At 52.0% G+C, this 14,737-nt stretch carries 14 protein-coding genes and 1 tRNA gene; 10 read left to right on the forward strand and 5 right to left on the reverse strand.

The features are described 5' to 3' along the window. Positions 1–114: 114 nt before the first annotated feature. From NST04_RS29820 to NST04_RS29835, 4 genes are all read left to right on the forward strand, one after another. Positions 115–654, forward strand: a complete 540-nt coding sequence (locus tag NST04_RS29820) for a peroxiredoxin (RefSeq protein WP_036727686.1) — start codon at positions 115–117, stop codon at positions 652–654. A gap of 290 nt (positions 655–944) precedes the next feature. After that, positions 945–1,352, forward strand: coding sequence for a hypothetical protein (locus tag NST04_RS29825; protein ID WP_036727687.1), 408 nt, complete (start codon positions 945–947; stop codon positions 1,350–1,352). Positions 1,353–1,685: 333 nt separating this feature from the next. Then, positions 1,686–2,789 carry an ATP-binding protein gene (locus NST04_RS29830; protein ID WP_036727689.1) on the forward strand — a complete coding sequence of 368 codons (1,104 nt, stop codon included), beginning with the start codon at positions 1,686–1,688 and terminating at the stop codon, positions 2,787–2,789. 130 nt (positions 2,790–2,919) lie between these two features. Next, the gene (locus NST04_RS29835) at positions 2,920–4,452 is read left to right on the forward strand and encodes a leucyl aminopeptidase (RefSeq protein WP_341187474.1); all 1,533 of its coding nucleotides are present in this window, start codon (positions 2,920–2,922) and stop codon (positions 4,450–4,452) included. Between the two features lie 107 nt (positions 4,453–4,559). Here the strand turns inward: NST04_RS29835 and NST04_RS29840 are convergent, their stop codons facing one another. From NST04_RS29840 to NST04_RS29855, 4 genes are all read right to left on the reverse strand, one after another. Continuing rightward, positions 4,560–4,691: a hypothetical protein gene (locus NST04_RS29840; protein ID WP_256707444.1), complete on the reverse strand. Its 132-nt coding sequence runs from the start codon at positions 4,689–4,691 to the stop codon at positions 4,560–4,562. A 110-nt stretch (positions 4,692–4,801) separates the two neighbouring features. After that, positions 4,802–4,984: a FeoB-associated Cys-rich membrane protein gene (locus NST04_RS29845; protein ID WP_341187475.1), complete on the reverse strand. Its 183-nt coding sequence runs from the start codon at positions 4,982–4,984 to the stop codon at positions 4,802–4,804. Between the two features lie 45 nt (positions 4,985–5,029). Further along, the gene (gene feoB, locus NST04_RS29850; RefSeq protein WP_341187476.1) at positions 5,030–7,042 is read right to left on the reverse strand and encodes a ferrous iron transport protein B; all 2,013 of its coding nucleotides are present in this window, start codon (positions 7,040–7,042) and stop codon (positions 5,030–5,032) included. Then, positions 7,039–7,281, reverse strand: coding sequence for a FeoA family protein (locus tag NST04_RS29855; RefSeq protein WP_341187477.1), 243 nt, complete (start codon positions 7,279–7,281; stop codon positions 7,039–7,041). Before NST04_RS29855 ends, feoB begins: the two co-directional genes overlap by 4 nt. Positions 7,282–7,499: 218 nt before the next feature. Between NST04_RS29855 and NST04_RS29860 the strand changes: the two genes are divergently transcribed. From NST04_RS29860 to NST04_RS29870, 3 genes are all read left to right on the forward strand, one after another. Then, positions 7,500–8,459, forward strand: a complete 960-nt coding sequence (locus tag NST04_RS29860; protein ID WP_179090501.1) for an aldolase catalytic domain-containing protein — start codon at positions 7,500–7,502, stop codon at positions 8,457–8,459. Positions 8,460–8,646: 187 nt separating this feature from the next. Next, positions 8,647–10,770 (forward strand): putative bifunctional diguanylate cyclase/phosphodiesterase, encoded by a 2,124-nt coding sequence (locus tag NST04_RS29865; RefSeq protein WP_341187478.1) that lies wholly within the window; start codon positions 8,647–8,649, stop codon positions 10,768–10,770. A gap of 77 nt (positions 10,771–10,847) precedes the next feature. Then, positions 10,848–10,921: transfer RNA gene (locus tag NST04_RS29870), tRNA-Gly, on the forward strand. Positions 10,922–11,062: 141 nt separating this feature from the next. Here NST04_RS29870 and NST04_RS29875 read toward each other — a convergent pair. Further along, complete coding sequence (locus NST04_RS29875) at positions 11,063–12,418, reverse strand: dipeptidase (RefSeq protein ID WP_341187479.1); 1,356 nt, start codon at positions 12,416–12,418, stop codon at positions 11,063–11,065. 315 nt (positions 12,419–12,733) lie between these two features. Here NST04_RS29875 and NST04_RS29880 point away from each other — a divergent pair, with 315 nt between their 5' ends. From NST04_RS29880 to NST04_RS29890, 3 genes are all read left to right on the forward strand, one after another. Beyond that, entirely contained in the window at positions 12,734–13,684 is a 951-nt protein-coding gene (locus NST04_RS29880) for a TRM11 family SAM-dependent methyltransferase (RefSeq protein WP_341188086.1), read from the forward strand. A 50-nt stretch (positions 13,685–13,734) separates the two neighbouring features. Further along, entirely contained in the window at positions 13,735–14,352 is a 618-nt protein-coding gene (locus NST04_RS29885) for an NUDIX hydrolase (RefSeq protein WP_341187480.1), read from the forward strand. Between the two features lie 202 nt (positions 14,353–14,554). After that, the gene (locus NST04_RS29890; protein WP_156949647.1) at positions 14,555–14,710 is read left to right on the forward strand and encodes a hypothetical protein; all 156 of its coding nucleotides are present in this window, start codon (positions 14,555–14,557) and stop codon (positions 14,708–14,710) included. The last annotated feature ends 27 nt before the right edge of the window (positions 14,711–14,737 follow it).

Here is a 14,737-nt window from a genome sequence, read left to right on the forward strand (position 1 = left end):
TTTGTTCTGTACCCGAATGAATGTAACCATCCCATAAAATCAAGAAAAGCATATTGCATCCGGCAACGGTCCGGTAGCTGTTTTTCTTACATAATCAAAAGGAGGATTTAAGCAATGGCAGAACGTTTGGTAGGTAAACCCGCTCCTGACTTCTTCATGGAGACAGTAACAGGCGACGGTAAGGATTTCGGTAAGGTAAGCTTGTCCGACTATCGCGGCAAATGGCTTGTATTCTTCTTCTATCCGCTTGATTTCACCTTCGTATGTCCAACAGAAATTACAGCGTTGAGTGATGCAGCTGCTGATTTCGCAGAGCTGGATACAGAAATTCTCGGTGTGAGCATCGACTCCATCCATAGCCACAAGGCTTGGTTGTCTACACCTAAGGATATGAACGGTCTTGGCCAGATCAACTTCCCGCTGGCTTCTGACATCACGAAGAAGGTTGCCAGCGATTATGGCGTCCTGATTGAAGAAGAGGGCATTGCGCTGCGCGGACTCTTCATCATTGATCCAGAAGGTGAGCTGAAGTATCAGGTTGTTAACCACAATGATGTGGGCCGCAGCGTTGAAGAGACATTGCGTGTACTGCAGGCTCTCCAATCCGGCGGGCTGTGCGCTATGAACTGGAAACCAGGCGACAAGAACCTGTAAGCTTCCGGGCCTCATGAGCCGCGATCTTTGATATACTAAGAGGACCTCCTTGCGGGAAGCATTACTCCCTTCAAGGAGGTTTTTTGCAAAAAGATAAGAATGTAAATGCTGAAACGGTACCGTCCTTTAAAAGGACGGAAAAGCCGTTTCTAATGGAGATAAGGACAGACGTTTGAAAATGGGCATAAAGGTTAATATATAGCTTGTAAGGGGAGGAATCTCTCCCGCTGCTTTGTAATATACTAATAGGAATTCAAATCATCGACAACACTCAAGGAGGGTGAACAAAAATGAGCTTTTGCTGTGGAGCGAGTATGGTTGGAACGAAGGGGACCCTAAAGCATTATCGCACGCAAGTCCATAATGTTCCCCTGCTTTTTTGTCCGGTATGCCACCGGGTAGAGGTACATTACAAAGTCGAGAATGAATATGAAATTCTGGCGGAATATGCCCATGGCGACGGCGTCACGGATGTGGATTTCCAGGATTATGTGATGGAGGAAGAGGAAGCGATCTTCGAGAACGTCATCAATATGGAGAGCGAGGACCCGCTGGCGATCATACGCAGCCAGATCGATATGTCGCTGGACCTGCTGGCGGTTGCCAAACAGATCGGCGACTCCAAATGGGAACGTGAGCTGAAGAAGCGTCTGGCTGTCATGAGCCAGCGGCGTCACCGGCTCCAGCAGAAGGCTTGAACATCTGTCTCGACCCTGCCACCGTCATGTTATAAATTAGTGAGCTCCCGCCCATGGCGGGGGCTCTTTTCAATGTATTTGCAGGAAATAAATCATTCCTCTCACACTTAAATGTGTCTTAAGAATCATTTTAAGAATATTTTTGTCATTCGACAGATTCTCTGATTGCGTTGTCTTCTTCTCTTGGATATGATTGGAATATAGTTGAAACGGTTGGATAATACAATACGATTTTCGAATGTTCTGGCGGCTTCGTCATATACTCAGATACATAGTAATTTGATGTCGCTTAAGCGTCTTCGTCAATTGCAGTAAAAGGGGGAACTTCGTATCGTGATAAGCCAATATCAGGAAAGCTTGCTATTATCGGCAAGAACGTTTCAATCTGGTCCGATGGATACCACATTTGAGGATGTGCTGGAGCACATCGACAGCGGGATTCTGCTTTTTGATGATGAGGGTGTGCTGACCTTCGTCAACAAGCAGATGTATGGCATTCTGGAGCTTAACCGTCACTCTCTTCTGGGCTGCACCTTGCATCATCTTTTATCCCATATTCAGCTTAGCCGCTTCAAGAAGAAACAGGTTCTGCGGAGTTATCGTGAAATGGTGCTCAAAGGTAAGCCAAGCTATGAATTTGTGGATGAATATGGACGGTATTGGCGCGCAACCCTGTCCAGCGGAGAGGAAATGAAGGGCAGCTACTTGTTCACATTCAAAGAGATCTCTGACTATAAGCTGATTGAACAGACGGCCTACCAGAATGACAGTCTGGCCATGCTGGGCCGGTTATCAGCCTCCATCGCCCACGAGATCCGCAATCCCCTGACGGCTATCCGGGGGTTCATCCAATTGCTTCATCCCCATCTGCATCTGCTTGGCAAAGAAGAATATGCGAAGATTATATTAGCTGAGATTGACCGTGCCAATGACATTATTCATGAATTTCTGACTTCCTCCAAGCCTTCTGTACCGCAGATCAGCATGATTCCTGTCTCTGCCTTGCTGAAGGAAGTGGTCCTGCTGACAGAGAGCGAGGCGCTGATGAAGGGCTGCCAGATCAACTTGCAGGTGCTCCAGGAGGATCTGGTCATCTCAGGGGATATTAAGCAAATGAAGCAGGTTGTGCTGAATATGATCAGAAATGCGATGGAAGCGATCTCGGAGCGGGTGGATGATTCTGTAGGCCGGATTGAGGTAGGCGCACGTAAAGAAGGAACAGAGGTGCGTATCTTCATCTCGGACAACGGAAAGGGAATGGATATCTGCACGCTTGACAGACTGTTCAATCCGTTCTTCACCACAAAGGAGAATGGGACGGGACTCGGACTCTCCGTCAGTGACCGGATCATCAAGAATCATGGAGGCTGCATCTCGGTCAGCAGCCGGCTGAATGAAGGAACCCGGTTCGTCATTTCGCTTCCGCTTACTCATTAATGCTTATCTTAAGCCCGTTGTTCTCAGTGGAGTGCATGCGGGTTATAATCAATATGTAAGGGCTGATTCCTGCAATGCACGAACAAGTGCGGGAGATCAGCCTTATCTGCGTCTGCCGGAGGGATGAGGTTTGATTTTTGAATGGAGCAGTGATGCCAGTGTAGCAATGGCGCGGGGAGAGGCTGTATGTCTAATAATCTCAGAGGCACAGGCACAGGGAGAAGGACTTCCGGCGGACTGGGCTGCACGAGTCCGCCTATTGTCCGCAGCGGGGCTGTTCAGCGGCAAGCAAGGGCAAGTGTATATCCTGCCGGTCTTGGAGCAACCCGGGCAGCCTGTGGTCATTCTGGCCGGAAGCGGAAAGGGCCTGACGGGTATGCACGAGCTGCGGCAGCTGATGGTACAGACCGCGAAGGCAGCTTACAGGCTGAAGGCCGCGGCGCTCGTTGTGCAGGTACCGGCGGCACTAGGCGGGCGGGCTGGGGCGCTGAAGGCAGAGGAAGCCGGCCAGGCCATCACGGAAGGGCTAGTTCTGGGGTCGTACCGCAGAAGACAATATAAGCTGGAACAGGCAGCTTACGCGGGTATAGATGCGGTACTTCTGCGTGTGGAAGGCAAGAGCGAAGCAGCAGAAGAGGAAGCCTGGAGACAAGGGATCAGGCGGGGGCAGGCTTTCGGGGAGGCTGCCAACCTTGCCCGTGATTTGACGAACCGTCCGGGGAATCTGCTGACTCCGTCGGATCTTGCGGTGGCCGCTATTGAAATCGCTGAACGGCACGGTCTTCCGGCTGAAGTGCTGGATGAACGGGAGCTTGCGCTTAAGGGAATGGGCGGATTGCTTGCGGTCGGCGGCGGCAGTGTGAATCCTCCCCGAATGATTGTTATCCGCTATCAGGGAACGAATCAATGGGAGAACGCAGTGGGCATAATCGGCAAAGGAATTACCTTCGATACTGGAGGCATCTCTCTGAAGCGGGCTCCGGGCATGGAGAGCATGTTCAGTGATATGGCCGGGGCCGCAGCCGTCCTGGCGGTTATGGATGCGCTGGGGCATTTGCGCCCCAAGGTCAATGTGGTCATGCTGATTCCGGCGGCAGAGAATATGCCGGCAGCGAATGCTTTTAAACCGGGCGATATCATTACTACCCTCAGTGGAAGAACAATTGAAATTATCAATACCGATGCGGAGGGCCGGATCATTCTGGGAGATGCGCTTACCTATGCCCGGGAGTGGGGGGTACAGCGGATCATTGACGTAGCCACGCTGACAGGAGCTGTGGTGTCGATTCTGGGAGATGTGGCTACAGGGGCCGTAACGAATGATCAAGCGTTCCTGGAAGAGATTCTGGCGGCTTCCAGGCTGTCGGGGGAGCAGATCTGGCCGTTGCCTGTCTATCCTGAATTCCGGGAGATGCTGACAAGTGAGGTTGCGGATCTCCGTAATGCTGCCGGGCGTTATGGTGCTGCCAGCACGGCGGGACTGTTCATTGGAGAATTCGCCGAGGGGCTGCCCTGGGTGCATCTCGATATTGCAGGGACTGCCTTTCTGTCTGCGGAACGGGGAACGAATCCTAAGGGGGCCACTGGCGTAATGGTCCGCACCTTGCTGGAATATCTGCTAAGCACTGCCGCTGAACCGGATCGCCGCTCCCCTGAAGCCTAAGCCGAATCGCCCCTGACAGACAAAGAGCCGCAGATTCTCAGTTTCCTGAGACCTGCGGCTCTTTGTTCACTTGGAATCCTGCTTCTCATAACTGCTGGAATGGCAGCCTATTTACGGGCCTTCATCTGGGCAGTCAGGGACTGGACACCATTCATAATTTTATCCCGTGTATTCTTATTCTTCAGCAAGTAGGCGGCTCCCAGGGCTACCGTTGTAAATAGAGTCTTCTTGGTGTTCATGGTTATTCCTCCTTGGCAATAGTCTGGTTGTTAAAAGCTTATAACTAACATACCCGCATGCCAAGGTTTCTAAACGAAAGAATACCCAGCGTATCCGCTAGAGCTGCATCCTAGCGCTTGCTGCCCAGTGTAGCACTGCCGCAGGACAAAGGTGAATCCATCGCTGCTGCAGGACAGGTCTTGCCCTTGTCACAGCCCGCACAGGCCCCCTGCTTGCCCTTCTGCACATGACGGTAGATCATCCAGCCGGAATACCCGAATATTAGCGCCACAATCACAATATTAACGATCATTGCTGTCATCGCTTCCTCTCAAAATAACTTGGACTTGCAGCGGGGCTACGACCATCCGAGCAAACGTCCTCCTTGATAGATCACCAGTGACACCGAATAAGCCAATGCCAGAGAGTAACCCATGGAGAAGAATGTCCATTTCCAGGACGCAGTCTCCTTCTTGATAACGCCGACAGTGGCCAGGCAAGGAATGTAGAGCAGGATAAAGGCCATGAAGCTGATCGAGCTAAGCGGTGTAAAGACTGAAGCAATTTGCCCTTCCAGTCCTGCTGCATCCGGGGCATGGTAGATGATGTTCATTGTGGAGACCACAACCTCTTTCGCGAGGAAGCCGGGCACCAGGGTAGAACCGGCCTGCCATGTTCCGAAGCCGAGCGGCTGCAGCAGCGGGGCGATGAAGCCGCCGAATTTGGCCAGGAAGGAGTGATCCATGTCCACATTGAGACCGCCAGGACCGGCATAGGACATCAGCCAGATCAGAACCGAGCCGGCCAGGATGATGGTCCCTGCCTTGCGCAGGAAGCCTTTGCCCTTTTCCCAGGTGCTGCGGCTCAGTGTCTTGAACTGCGGCATCCGGTAAGGAGGCAGCTCAATAATGAAGATAGACGTCTCATTTTTGAACAGGTATTTGGAGAAGAACTTACACAGAATCAGGGCAAATACAACACCCAATACATACATAGAGAGTACAGCTGTGGCTTGCTGGGCAGGGAAGAAGACCGCTGCGAACAGCAGATATACCGGAAGCCGGGCAGAACAGGACATCAGCGGCATTAGCAGTGTTGTCAGCATCCGGTCCTTGGGCTGTTCAATGCTCCGGGCCGCCATAATCGCCGGTACGTTGCAGCCGAAGCCGATAATGAACGGAATGAAGGCCTTGCCGTTCAATCCCATCCGCTCCATCGTGCTGTCCATCAGCAGGCAGACACGGGCCATATACCCGGAATCCTCCAGGAAGGAGATCATCAGGAACAGGATGAAGATCTGTGGAACAAATACGAGCACGCCGCCTACACCGCCGATGAGGCCATCAACAATCAGTGCGTGCGTGAATTCCGAAGCTCCGATGGCGCCCAGCAACGAATTCGTCCAATCGCTGAGCGGACCGCCGATGAAGCCATCCAGGAGATCTGACAAAGGCCCGCCAATCCAGTCAAAGGTAGTTTTGAACATGGCATACATAAAGACGATGAACAGGGGAAGTCCCAGAAAACGGTGGGTAAGGATGGAATCCAGACGTTCGGTCAGATTATGCGGTTTTTGCAGGGTAGAGTCTATAGCGTCAGCGCATACCATCCGGATGTAGTCCATGCGGACGGAGCGGATCCATTGGGGAAGAGTGAGTGCAAGCTTCTCCTGCTGCAGCCGGGTCTGAGCGGCATCTGCGATCAGCAGCAAACTGGAAATATCCATCCGCTTCTTGAGCAGTTCAAGGATTACCGGGTTCTGCTCCAGCAGCTGCAGAGCCACCCAGCGGAGATTAGGCAGACCAGAGGTCTTCTGCAATTGTGCAACAATGGAGGTTATGGCTTCCTCAGCGATGTCGCCATAATTCAACTGGAAGGTAATAGGCGGGATATGGGAGGGCTGCTCCAGTACGCTAAGCACCTGACTGGTTCCCTTGCCTGTCCGGGCAATCAGCGGCAGTACGGGGACACCGAGACGTTCCTTAAGGATGTCGGGATTCACCTGAATACCGCGCGCCTTAGCGACATCGGTCATATTCAGTCCGAGGATCGTCGGCTTGCCGTATTCCAGCAGCTGCAGGGTAAGCAGCAGGTTCCGTTCCAGCTGCGAGGCATCGACAATATTGATAAGCGCTTCGGGGGTTTCTTCGATCAGATATTGTGCAGCTACGCCCTCATCGCGGGAGAGGGGATGAAGGGAGTAGATTCCGGGCAGATCGATCAGCTTACCGGCTCCGTTCTTGAGGCTGCCGATCTTTTTCTCAACCGTAACGCCTGCCCAGTTCCCCACATATTCGTAGGAGGAAGTGAGCGTATTGAACAGTGAGGTTTTCCCTGTGTTGGGATTCCCCACAAGTGCGATAGAGCTCATGAGACCTTCACCTCTATCATAGCTGCTTCTTTTCGCCGGATAGCAAATAGCTGACCGTTGCATTCAAGCGTAATCGGACCCATGAAAGGCCCTTTGCCCTTGAGACGGATCATTACACCCTCAGATACTCCCAGGTCGGCCAGACGGCGGCGCAAGATAGGGTTCATGCCTTCGATTCTTTGAATGGAGCCGGTAAAGCCTGGTTGCAGACGCAGTAAGGAGCAGGATGTTAAAGCCATTGTTATCCCTCCGAAAGAGACTGATAATCAATCTCAATGATTTCTTGTAATGTAGCATTTTTCTGCCATTTATTCTGTGATTAATGTCATTGTTTCCGTTCGCAAAAATCGATATGGAAATTGCTGAAATTTTCTTTACAATATCTTCTTCATTAAAGTATGATTGAACGATAATATAAGCATAGTACTAAAGAGATACCCCGAAGGGAGAACAGATTGTGAAGACTAATCATAGTAAAATTGTCGATTGTACCATCCGTGATGGGGGATTGGTGAATAACTGGGATTTTAGCATTGAATTTGTTCAGAAATTATATGCCGGACTGAATGAAGCCGGTGTTGATTATATGGAAATCGGATATAAGAACTCGCCGAAGCTGCTCAAAGGGGCTGAGGGTGCAGGTCCTTGGCGCTTTTTGAATGATGACTTCCTGCGCAAGGTCATTCCGCAAAAGGGGCATACGAAGCTGTCGGCTCTGGTCGATATCGGCCGTGTGGACGAGAATGATATTCTGCCCCGCAGCGAGAGCATGCTTGATCTGATCCGAGTGGCTTGTTACAGCAAGGATGTGGACAAGGCTCTTCAGCTGGTGCAGACGTTCCATGACCTGGGCTATGAGACGACCATTAATATTATGGCCCTGTCCAATGTAATGGAGAATGAGCTGCTGGAAGCCTTCGAGCAGATCCGCGAAAGCGTAGTTGATGTAGTCTATATCGTGGATTCTTACGGCAGCCTGGATCATAATGATTTTCATTACCTGGTAGAGAAGTTCAAGACACATCTGCCGGAGAAGCGGCTCGGTGTGCATACCCACAACAATCTTCAGCTGGCCTTCTCCAATACGCTGATTGCAGCCGAGAAGGGGGTAGAACTGCTGGATGCTTCCTGTTATGGGATGGGCCGTGCCGCAGGCAACTGTCCTACAGAGCTGCTGGTTACCCATCTGAAGAATACGAATTATACGCTCCGTCCTGTGCTGGATATCGTTGAGAACCTGATGATCCCTCTGCGGGAGAAGGAAGAGTGGGGCTATATCATTCCGTATATGATTACAGGAACGCTGGATGAGCATCCCCGCTCGGCAATGGCGCTGCGATCTTCGGCCGATAAAGATAAGGCGGTTGACTTCTATGACACACTGACAACACCTGAGGTCAATTTCGGGGACAAATAACCGTCTGGAAGGAGAAAGCACCGGCCTCTATTTGTAGGCAGGTGCTTTTTTTCTGCCGGAGCTGCTTTCGTACAATATTGTAGGTGATCAATGTAACTTTACGGAGCTGTCTGGCCGATATTTATACATAGGACATCATACACAACCATCTGACTTTATAGATATTATTTTTAGACGCGAGGGACTTATGAGACAAGAAGAGAGAAAGACGATTCATGCGGCTATTCTGGGGGCTGCGCTATTCCTTCTGATCCAGATTTTTCGTACACCGCTGGGCCAAATAGAGGACAAGGATTTATTGATGGCCTTTTACCTTATTTTGGGCTGTTGTACTGTCGCGTTCGGTTTTGCGATTTTCGCCCAGGGCTGGCTGCTGTTCGCCAATAGTTTATCCAAGGCCAGACTGTACACCTCTGCATTGTTCCTGGGGGTGAGCATTTTTGACTTCCTGCATGTACTCGGGTTTGTAGGTATTTCCGGAATCACCCCTTATATTAGCCAGGGGCAGTCCTTATGGCTTCTGACGTTCTCCCGGTTGGCCAGTGCACTGGGGATCATGCTTATTTTCAGCAGAGAAGACCAGCTTGTAGGAACCGGCAGCAAGGGGAAGGTGTTCAGGAATGCTTTTGTGGTGATTCTGCTGTCTTTGGCTGTGTTTGGTCTTGGCAACCTGATTGTCTCCGGGCTGGCGGACGAACCATGGGCAGAAACGGCAAGAGATCTGATGAACATGGCGATACTGTTCGTCTATTTGCTTGGCGCTGCGATTATCATCTATCCGGGCAAAAGCGAAAAGTCGGCTTCTCTGCTGATTATTATCCGTTCCCTTGTGTTTTTCTCCCTGGCTCAGGTCTTCTTCATGAATCTGTTCAGTGTCGGAGAATTGGATTATCTCTTCGGAATGCTCAGCAGCGCAGCAGCCTATTATCTTCTGCTGACCGGAGTCTACAGATTGACGATTGAGGAGCCGTTCCAGGAGAACCAGCAGGCGGAAGCGCGGATTAATTATCTGGCGTACCACGATGAGCTGACCGGTCTTCCGAACAGACGCCGCCTGATGCAGCGCATGGAAGAGGTGGTGCTCCAGAGTGAGCAGGACAAAAGCCGCGGCTTCTCCGGGCTGGTCATTATGAACATCAACCATTTCAAGAATATCAATGACTCCCTGGGTCATTATGCGGGAGATTTGCTGCTGCAGCTGGTTGCCCGGCGGATCGGGGACGAGGTTAAAGTCAATGAAGAGCTCTTTAGTATGGGGGCGGACGAGTTTGCTTTTCTGATGACGGAGCGTACGGGGCTGGAGAATTGTCTGGTCCGGGCGGGTGAGCTGCTGCGCCTGTTCGAGACGCCGGTAGGTCTGGAGTCGGGTGAATACCATATTTCGCTTAGTCTGGGGGTAAGCATCTATCCCGGAGACGGAGATACGGCTGAGCAGTTGATACAGAATGCAGACACAGCGGTGCACAATGCCAAGGAGCAGGGGGTGGAGATCCGCCGCTATATTCCGGCTATGCAGATGAAGGCGAAGGAACGCCTCAAGCTGGAGAATGATCTGCGCCGGGCGCTGGAGCGGGGGGAGTTCTATCTGGTCTATCAGCCCCAGGTGCTGCTTGAGACAGAAGAGATTGTCGGCATGGAGGCGCTGCTGCGCTGGAACCATCCCAAACGCGGCTTGGTCTCTCCGGTAGATTTCATTCCTATCGCTGAAGAGAGCGGGCTAATTGTTCCCATTGGGGAATGGGTGCTTAAGACGGCTTGTCTGCAGAATAAAATGTGGCAGGATGCCGGCTATCATCCGATTTGCGTGTCTATTAACCTCTCGATGCGCCAGTTCCTGCAGCCTAATCTGGCCGGCAAAATTGATGCCATCCTGAAGGATATCGGTCTAGATCCCTGTTACGTGGATTTGGAGATTACCGAGAGTATGACCCTGGACAAGGAGACCGCCTTCGACCAATTGAACCGTCTCAAAAGACTCGGCGTATGCATCAGCATCGATGATTTCGGCACAGGCTACAGCTCGCTGCATTATCTGAAGAATATGCCGATTGACCGCTTGAAGATCGACCGTTCCTTCGTATCGGATGTTATGGAGGACAGCAACAATGCTGCAATTGTCTCTACGATTACCTCGATGGCCCACCATTTGAAGCTCAAGGTTACCGCCGAAGGCGTGGAGAACAAGGAGCAGCTGCACTTTCTGCGCCAGCAGCATTGCCATGAGGCCCAGGGGTATCTGTTCAGCAAGCCGGTGAAGGCGGCCGAATTCGAGCAGTCCTTCCTCAGGCCTCTGCTGGAAATGCCGTCGTAATCTCCGGTATCTGAATTTAATAGGGTTGCAATTTATTCGTAGTGATGCTACAATGTTTCTTGTACTCAATTCGAGTCGCGGGTGTAGTTCAATGGTAGAACTTCAGCCTTCCAAGCTGATAGCGTGGGTTCGATTCCCATCACCCGCTCCATATTTAACTTCCGAAATCCTTGTCCGCAAGGGTTTTTTTGTTGTGTATCGCACATGCAAAAACAAACAAAAAGAAGCCAGGCCCCCGATCCTTCGGGGGCCTGGCTTTATGAAATGACAGGTAAGCCGTCTGCCTTGGACGTTAGACGGTCTTCAGGAACTCGACCAAGGTCAGCAGGCCTTTGTCGAAGTTCTCCAGGTTGAAGTGCTCGTCCGGCGCGTGCAGGTTCTCGTCATCGAGTCCGAAGCCCATCAGGACGACCGGGGCCTTCAGGATGCGGGCGAAGCTCTCCATGATCGGGATGGAGCCGCCGTCTTTGGTGAAGAGGGCGCGGGTGCCATAGACCTTGCCGTAAGCATCGGCAGCGGTCTGGAGGATCGGGTGCGACGGATCGATGTTGAAGGCGCGAGCTTTCTCCATCTGCTTCACCTGAACCTTGGCGCCCTTTTGAATATTAGCCTTCAGATGGGCTTCAACGGCATCCAGGATGTGCTGCGGGTCCTGGTCGCCGACCAAGCGGCAGGTAATCTTGGCATGAGCTTCCTTCGGGATGACGGTCTTGCTGCCTTCACCTTGGAAGCCTCCGTATACGCCGTTCAGCTCCAGCGTTGGACGTGCGCCGACCCGTTCCACGAAGGTGTAGCCTTCTTCACCGTACAATTGCTCCAGGCCGAGGGCGGTGCGGATCTTATCTTCGTCCACACCTTGCTTGGCGAATTCTTCACGCAGGAGCGGGGACAGGGCAGGCACGCCTTCGTAGAAGCCTTCTACAGATACACGGCCCTTGTCATCGTGAAGGGTGCTCAGCAGCGACACCAGCGCATGCAGCGCATTGGGAACGCCGCCGCCGTAGGAGCCGGAGTGCAGGTCAGTCAAGGCGGTGTTCACTGTAACCTCCATGGAGCAGAGACCACGGAGCCCTGTGCAGATGGCAGGGCGTCCGCGCTCCAGCAGGGAGGTATCCGAGACAAGAACAGCATCTGCAGCAAGCTTGTCCTGGTTAGCTTCCAGGAATGGCGGCAGGTTGACGCTGCCAATCTCCTCTTCCCCTTCGATGCAGAGCTTGATGTTGACCGGCAGAGTGCCCTCTTGCTTGAGGATGGCCTCGATGGCCTTGATATGCATGAATACCTGGCCCTTGTCGTCTGTAGCGCCGCGGGCGTAGAGCTTGCCGTCACGGATCTCCGGTTCAAACGGAGGTGTAGTCCACAGGTTCAGCGGATCAACCGGCTGTACATCATAATGGCCGTAGACCAGGATGGTCGGCTTGCCGGGAGCGTGAAGGTAGTCTGCATAGATCACCGGATGACCGGCCGTAGGATGCAGCTCGATATTCTCAAGGCCCGCACGCTTCAGGGTCTCTACCAGCCAGCCGGCAGCGGTATTGATATCTTCTTTGTGGCTGGACAGGGCTGAAATGCTGGGGATCGCCAGCCATTGCTTGAGTTCGCTCAGCTGGGCTTCACGCTCAGCCTGAAAGTAAGTTTCGTATGACATTGTAGGTATGTACCTCCTTGGAATTCGCTGCTTAATACCACAGCTACCCGTATTATGCGGCAACATGCATAACGGAGGGTCTCTGCGGCTCAGGTTCGGCAGTGTAATGCATTCATTATACTGGAGATATCCTCATGGATCAAAAAAGGATTGTCCCACCCCTTCAACAGAGGGTGACCGGAGCTGCGCAGCGGGGAACAGTTCCCTGCAGGCTGTTGATTACTGGCAGCAACCGTGATAGACTTACTTAGTTTAAGCAAAGGAACCGCCGGGCGCGGCGGAAGCGACAGGAGCGAAATTGTAGTGTCAACGAACATGCCTGCAAGTGATGAACCGATATATATTTATACGTATGCCCATTCGCCGGATGAGACCTCACTATGCGGGATGGAGCTGCGCTGCCTGTTTGGCAGGGAGATCCCTCCGGCAATATTCGCAAGCGGGGTAGAGGCGGATGTCAGCCGCAGTCCTTTTATCAAAGAGCGGATAGATGTGATGTACGAAGGGGACACGCTCCCGGAGATCTACAAGCAGACAGAGCAGGTGGAGCTTGCGGGGCGGAGCTTCAAGGTTATTTTTGTGAAGACTAATGATCTGGCTCCTGAGCAAAAAATAGAATACGGTGAGCGCAGAGTGATTGAGCGGGAAATCGGCCTGCGGATTGAGGGAGAGGCGGATGTGAACCATCCGGAGCTGGTGTACGGGATTGTAACGCTCGGCGGACGCTGGTACTTCGGCCCTTATCATAAGAACAAGGCAACCTGGTTCAGGCAGATGCACAAGCCCCGCAGCTACTCCATAGCGCTCAGCACACGGGTAGCCCGGGCAGCGGTCAATATGGCAGTTCCGCGAATACCCGGTGTGAAGCTGATCGATCCCTGCTGCGGAATTGGCACAGTAATGGTGGAAGCTCTGTCTATGGGAATTGATGTCGTCGGCCGTGATATTAACCCGCTCATAGCGGCAGGTGCGCGGACGAACATCGCCCATTTCGGCTTCGAGAGTGTTGTTACGCTCGGGGATATCGCAGATATTGAGGAGCATTACGATGCAGCGATCGTGGATATGCCTTATAATCTGTATTCACGGATTACCCCCGAAGAGCAGTTTGCGATTCTGAGTCATACGCGGCGGATTGCGGACAGAGTGGTCATTGTGGCGATTGAGGCGGTGGATGAGATGATTGCTGCGGCCGGTTTTACAATTGTAGACCGTTGTGTGGCGCGAAAAGGTGCGTTCTCCCGTCATCTGATGCTGTGCGAGTAGATCACCTTGAAGGAAGAGCGTAACTAAATCCGAGTGAAGGCGGTGTGCTTATGGAACCAAAATGGTTAACCTGGGCCAAAGAAATTCAAGGGATTGCCCAGACAGGGCTGGCGTATGCCAAGGATGTATATGATATTGAACGTTATCAGGCACTGCGCGAGCTGAGTGTGGATATTCTGGCGAATTATACGTATGAGAGCAAGGAACGTATCCGGCTCTCCTTCGCGGGCGAAGACGGGTATAGCACACCTAAGGTGGATATCCGGGGAGTTATTTTTCAGGATGATAAAATTCTGCTCGTACACGAGAAGCTCGACGGAAAATGGGCACTGCCCGGAGGTTGGGCAGATATCGGCCTGTCACCAAGCGAGGTAGCTGTCAAGGAAATTGCCGAGGAATCCGGCTACCAGGCGGAAGCGGTCCGTCTGCTTGCCGTGCTGGATAAGAAGTTCCATCATCATCCGCCGGAGCCGTACCATACCTATAAAATGTTCATTCTCTGCAGAATTACCGGCGGGGAAGCGGCAGGTGGCGTGGAGACGAGCGGTGCGGGATTTTTTGCCGAGGATGCCTTGCCCGAATTGTCTGAAGAACGCAACACGGCCGAGCAGCTGCACATCCTATTCCAATATTTACATAATCCCGAAAAAGAAGTAATATTGGACTAAAGCACTGCATATTATAGATAACCAAGAGTGTATATAAGTTTTATGAATACATTTTTTGGTTAATATAATTTATGTAAGCCTTTACAATGATGATCCGCTGAGCCTTTATATCTAAAAAAATTATCGAAAACATCTCTTTTTGGGCCTGGTGGTCTACATTTTTTCCTCTGCTTTGACGATAAGAATTTTAGGAGGGGATCGCATGGAACAAGAAGAGCTAAGACTCCCGCTTGCGCAGGAGGGGATGACCCGGCCTACAGAGGGCAATATCGCCACGGGTCTGGTATGGGGTGTCCTGATCAGTATTCCCTTATGGATCTCGTTGATCGGCTGGATGATGGGCATCTGGAAATTCTAAGACCCGTCCGCAGCCATAGTTAAGTCC

It is taken from the genome of Paenibacillus sp. FSL H7-0756 (assembly GCF_038006765.1).
GTDB lineage: Bacteria > Bacillota > Bacilli > Paenibacillales > Paenibacillaceae > Paenibacillus_AQ.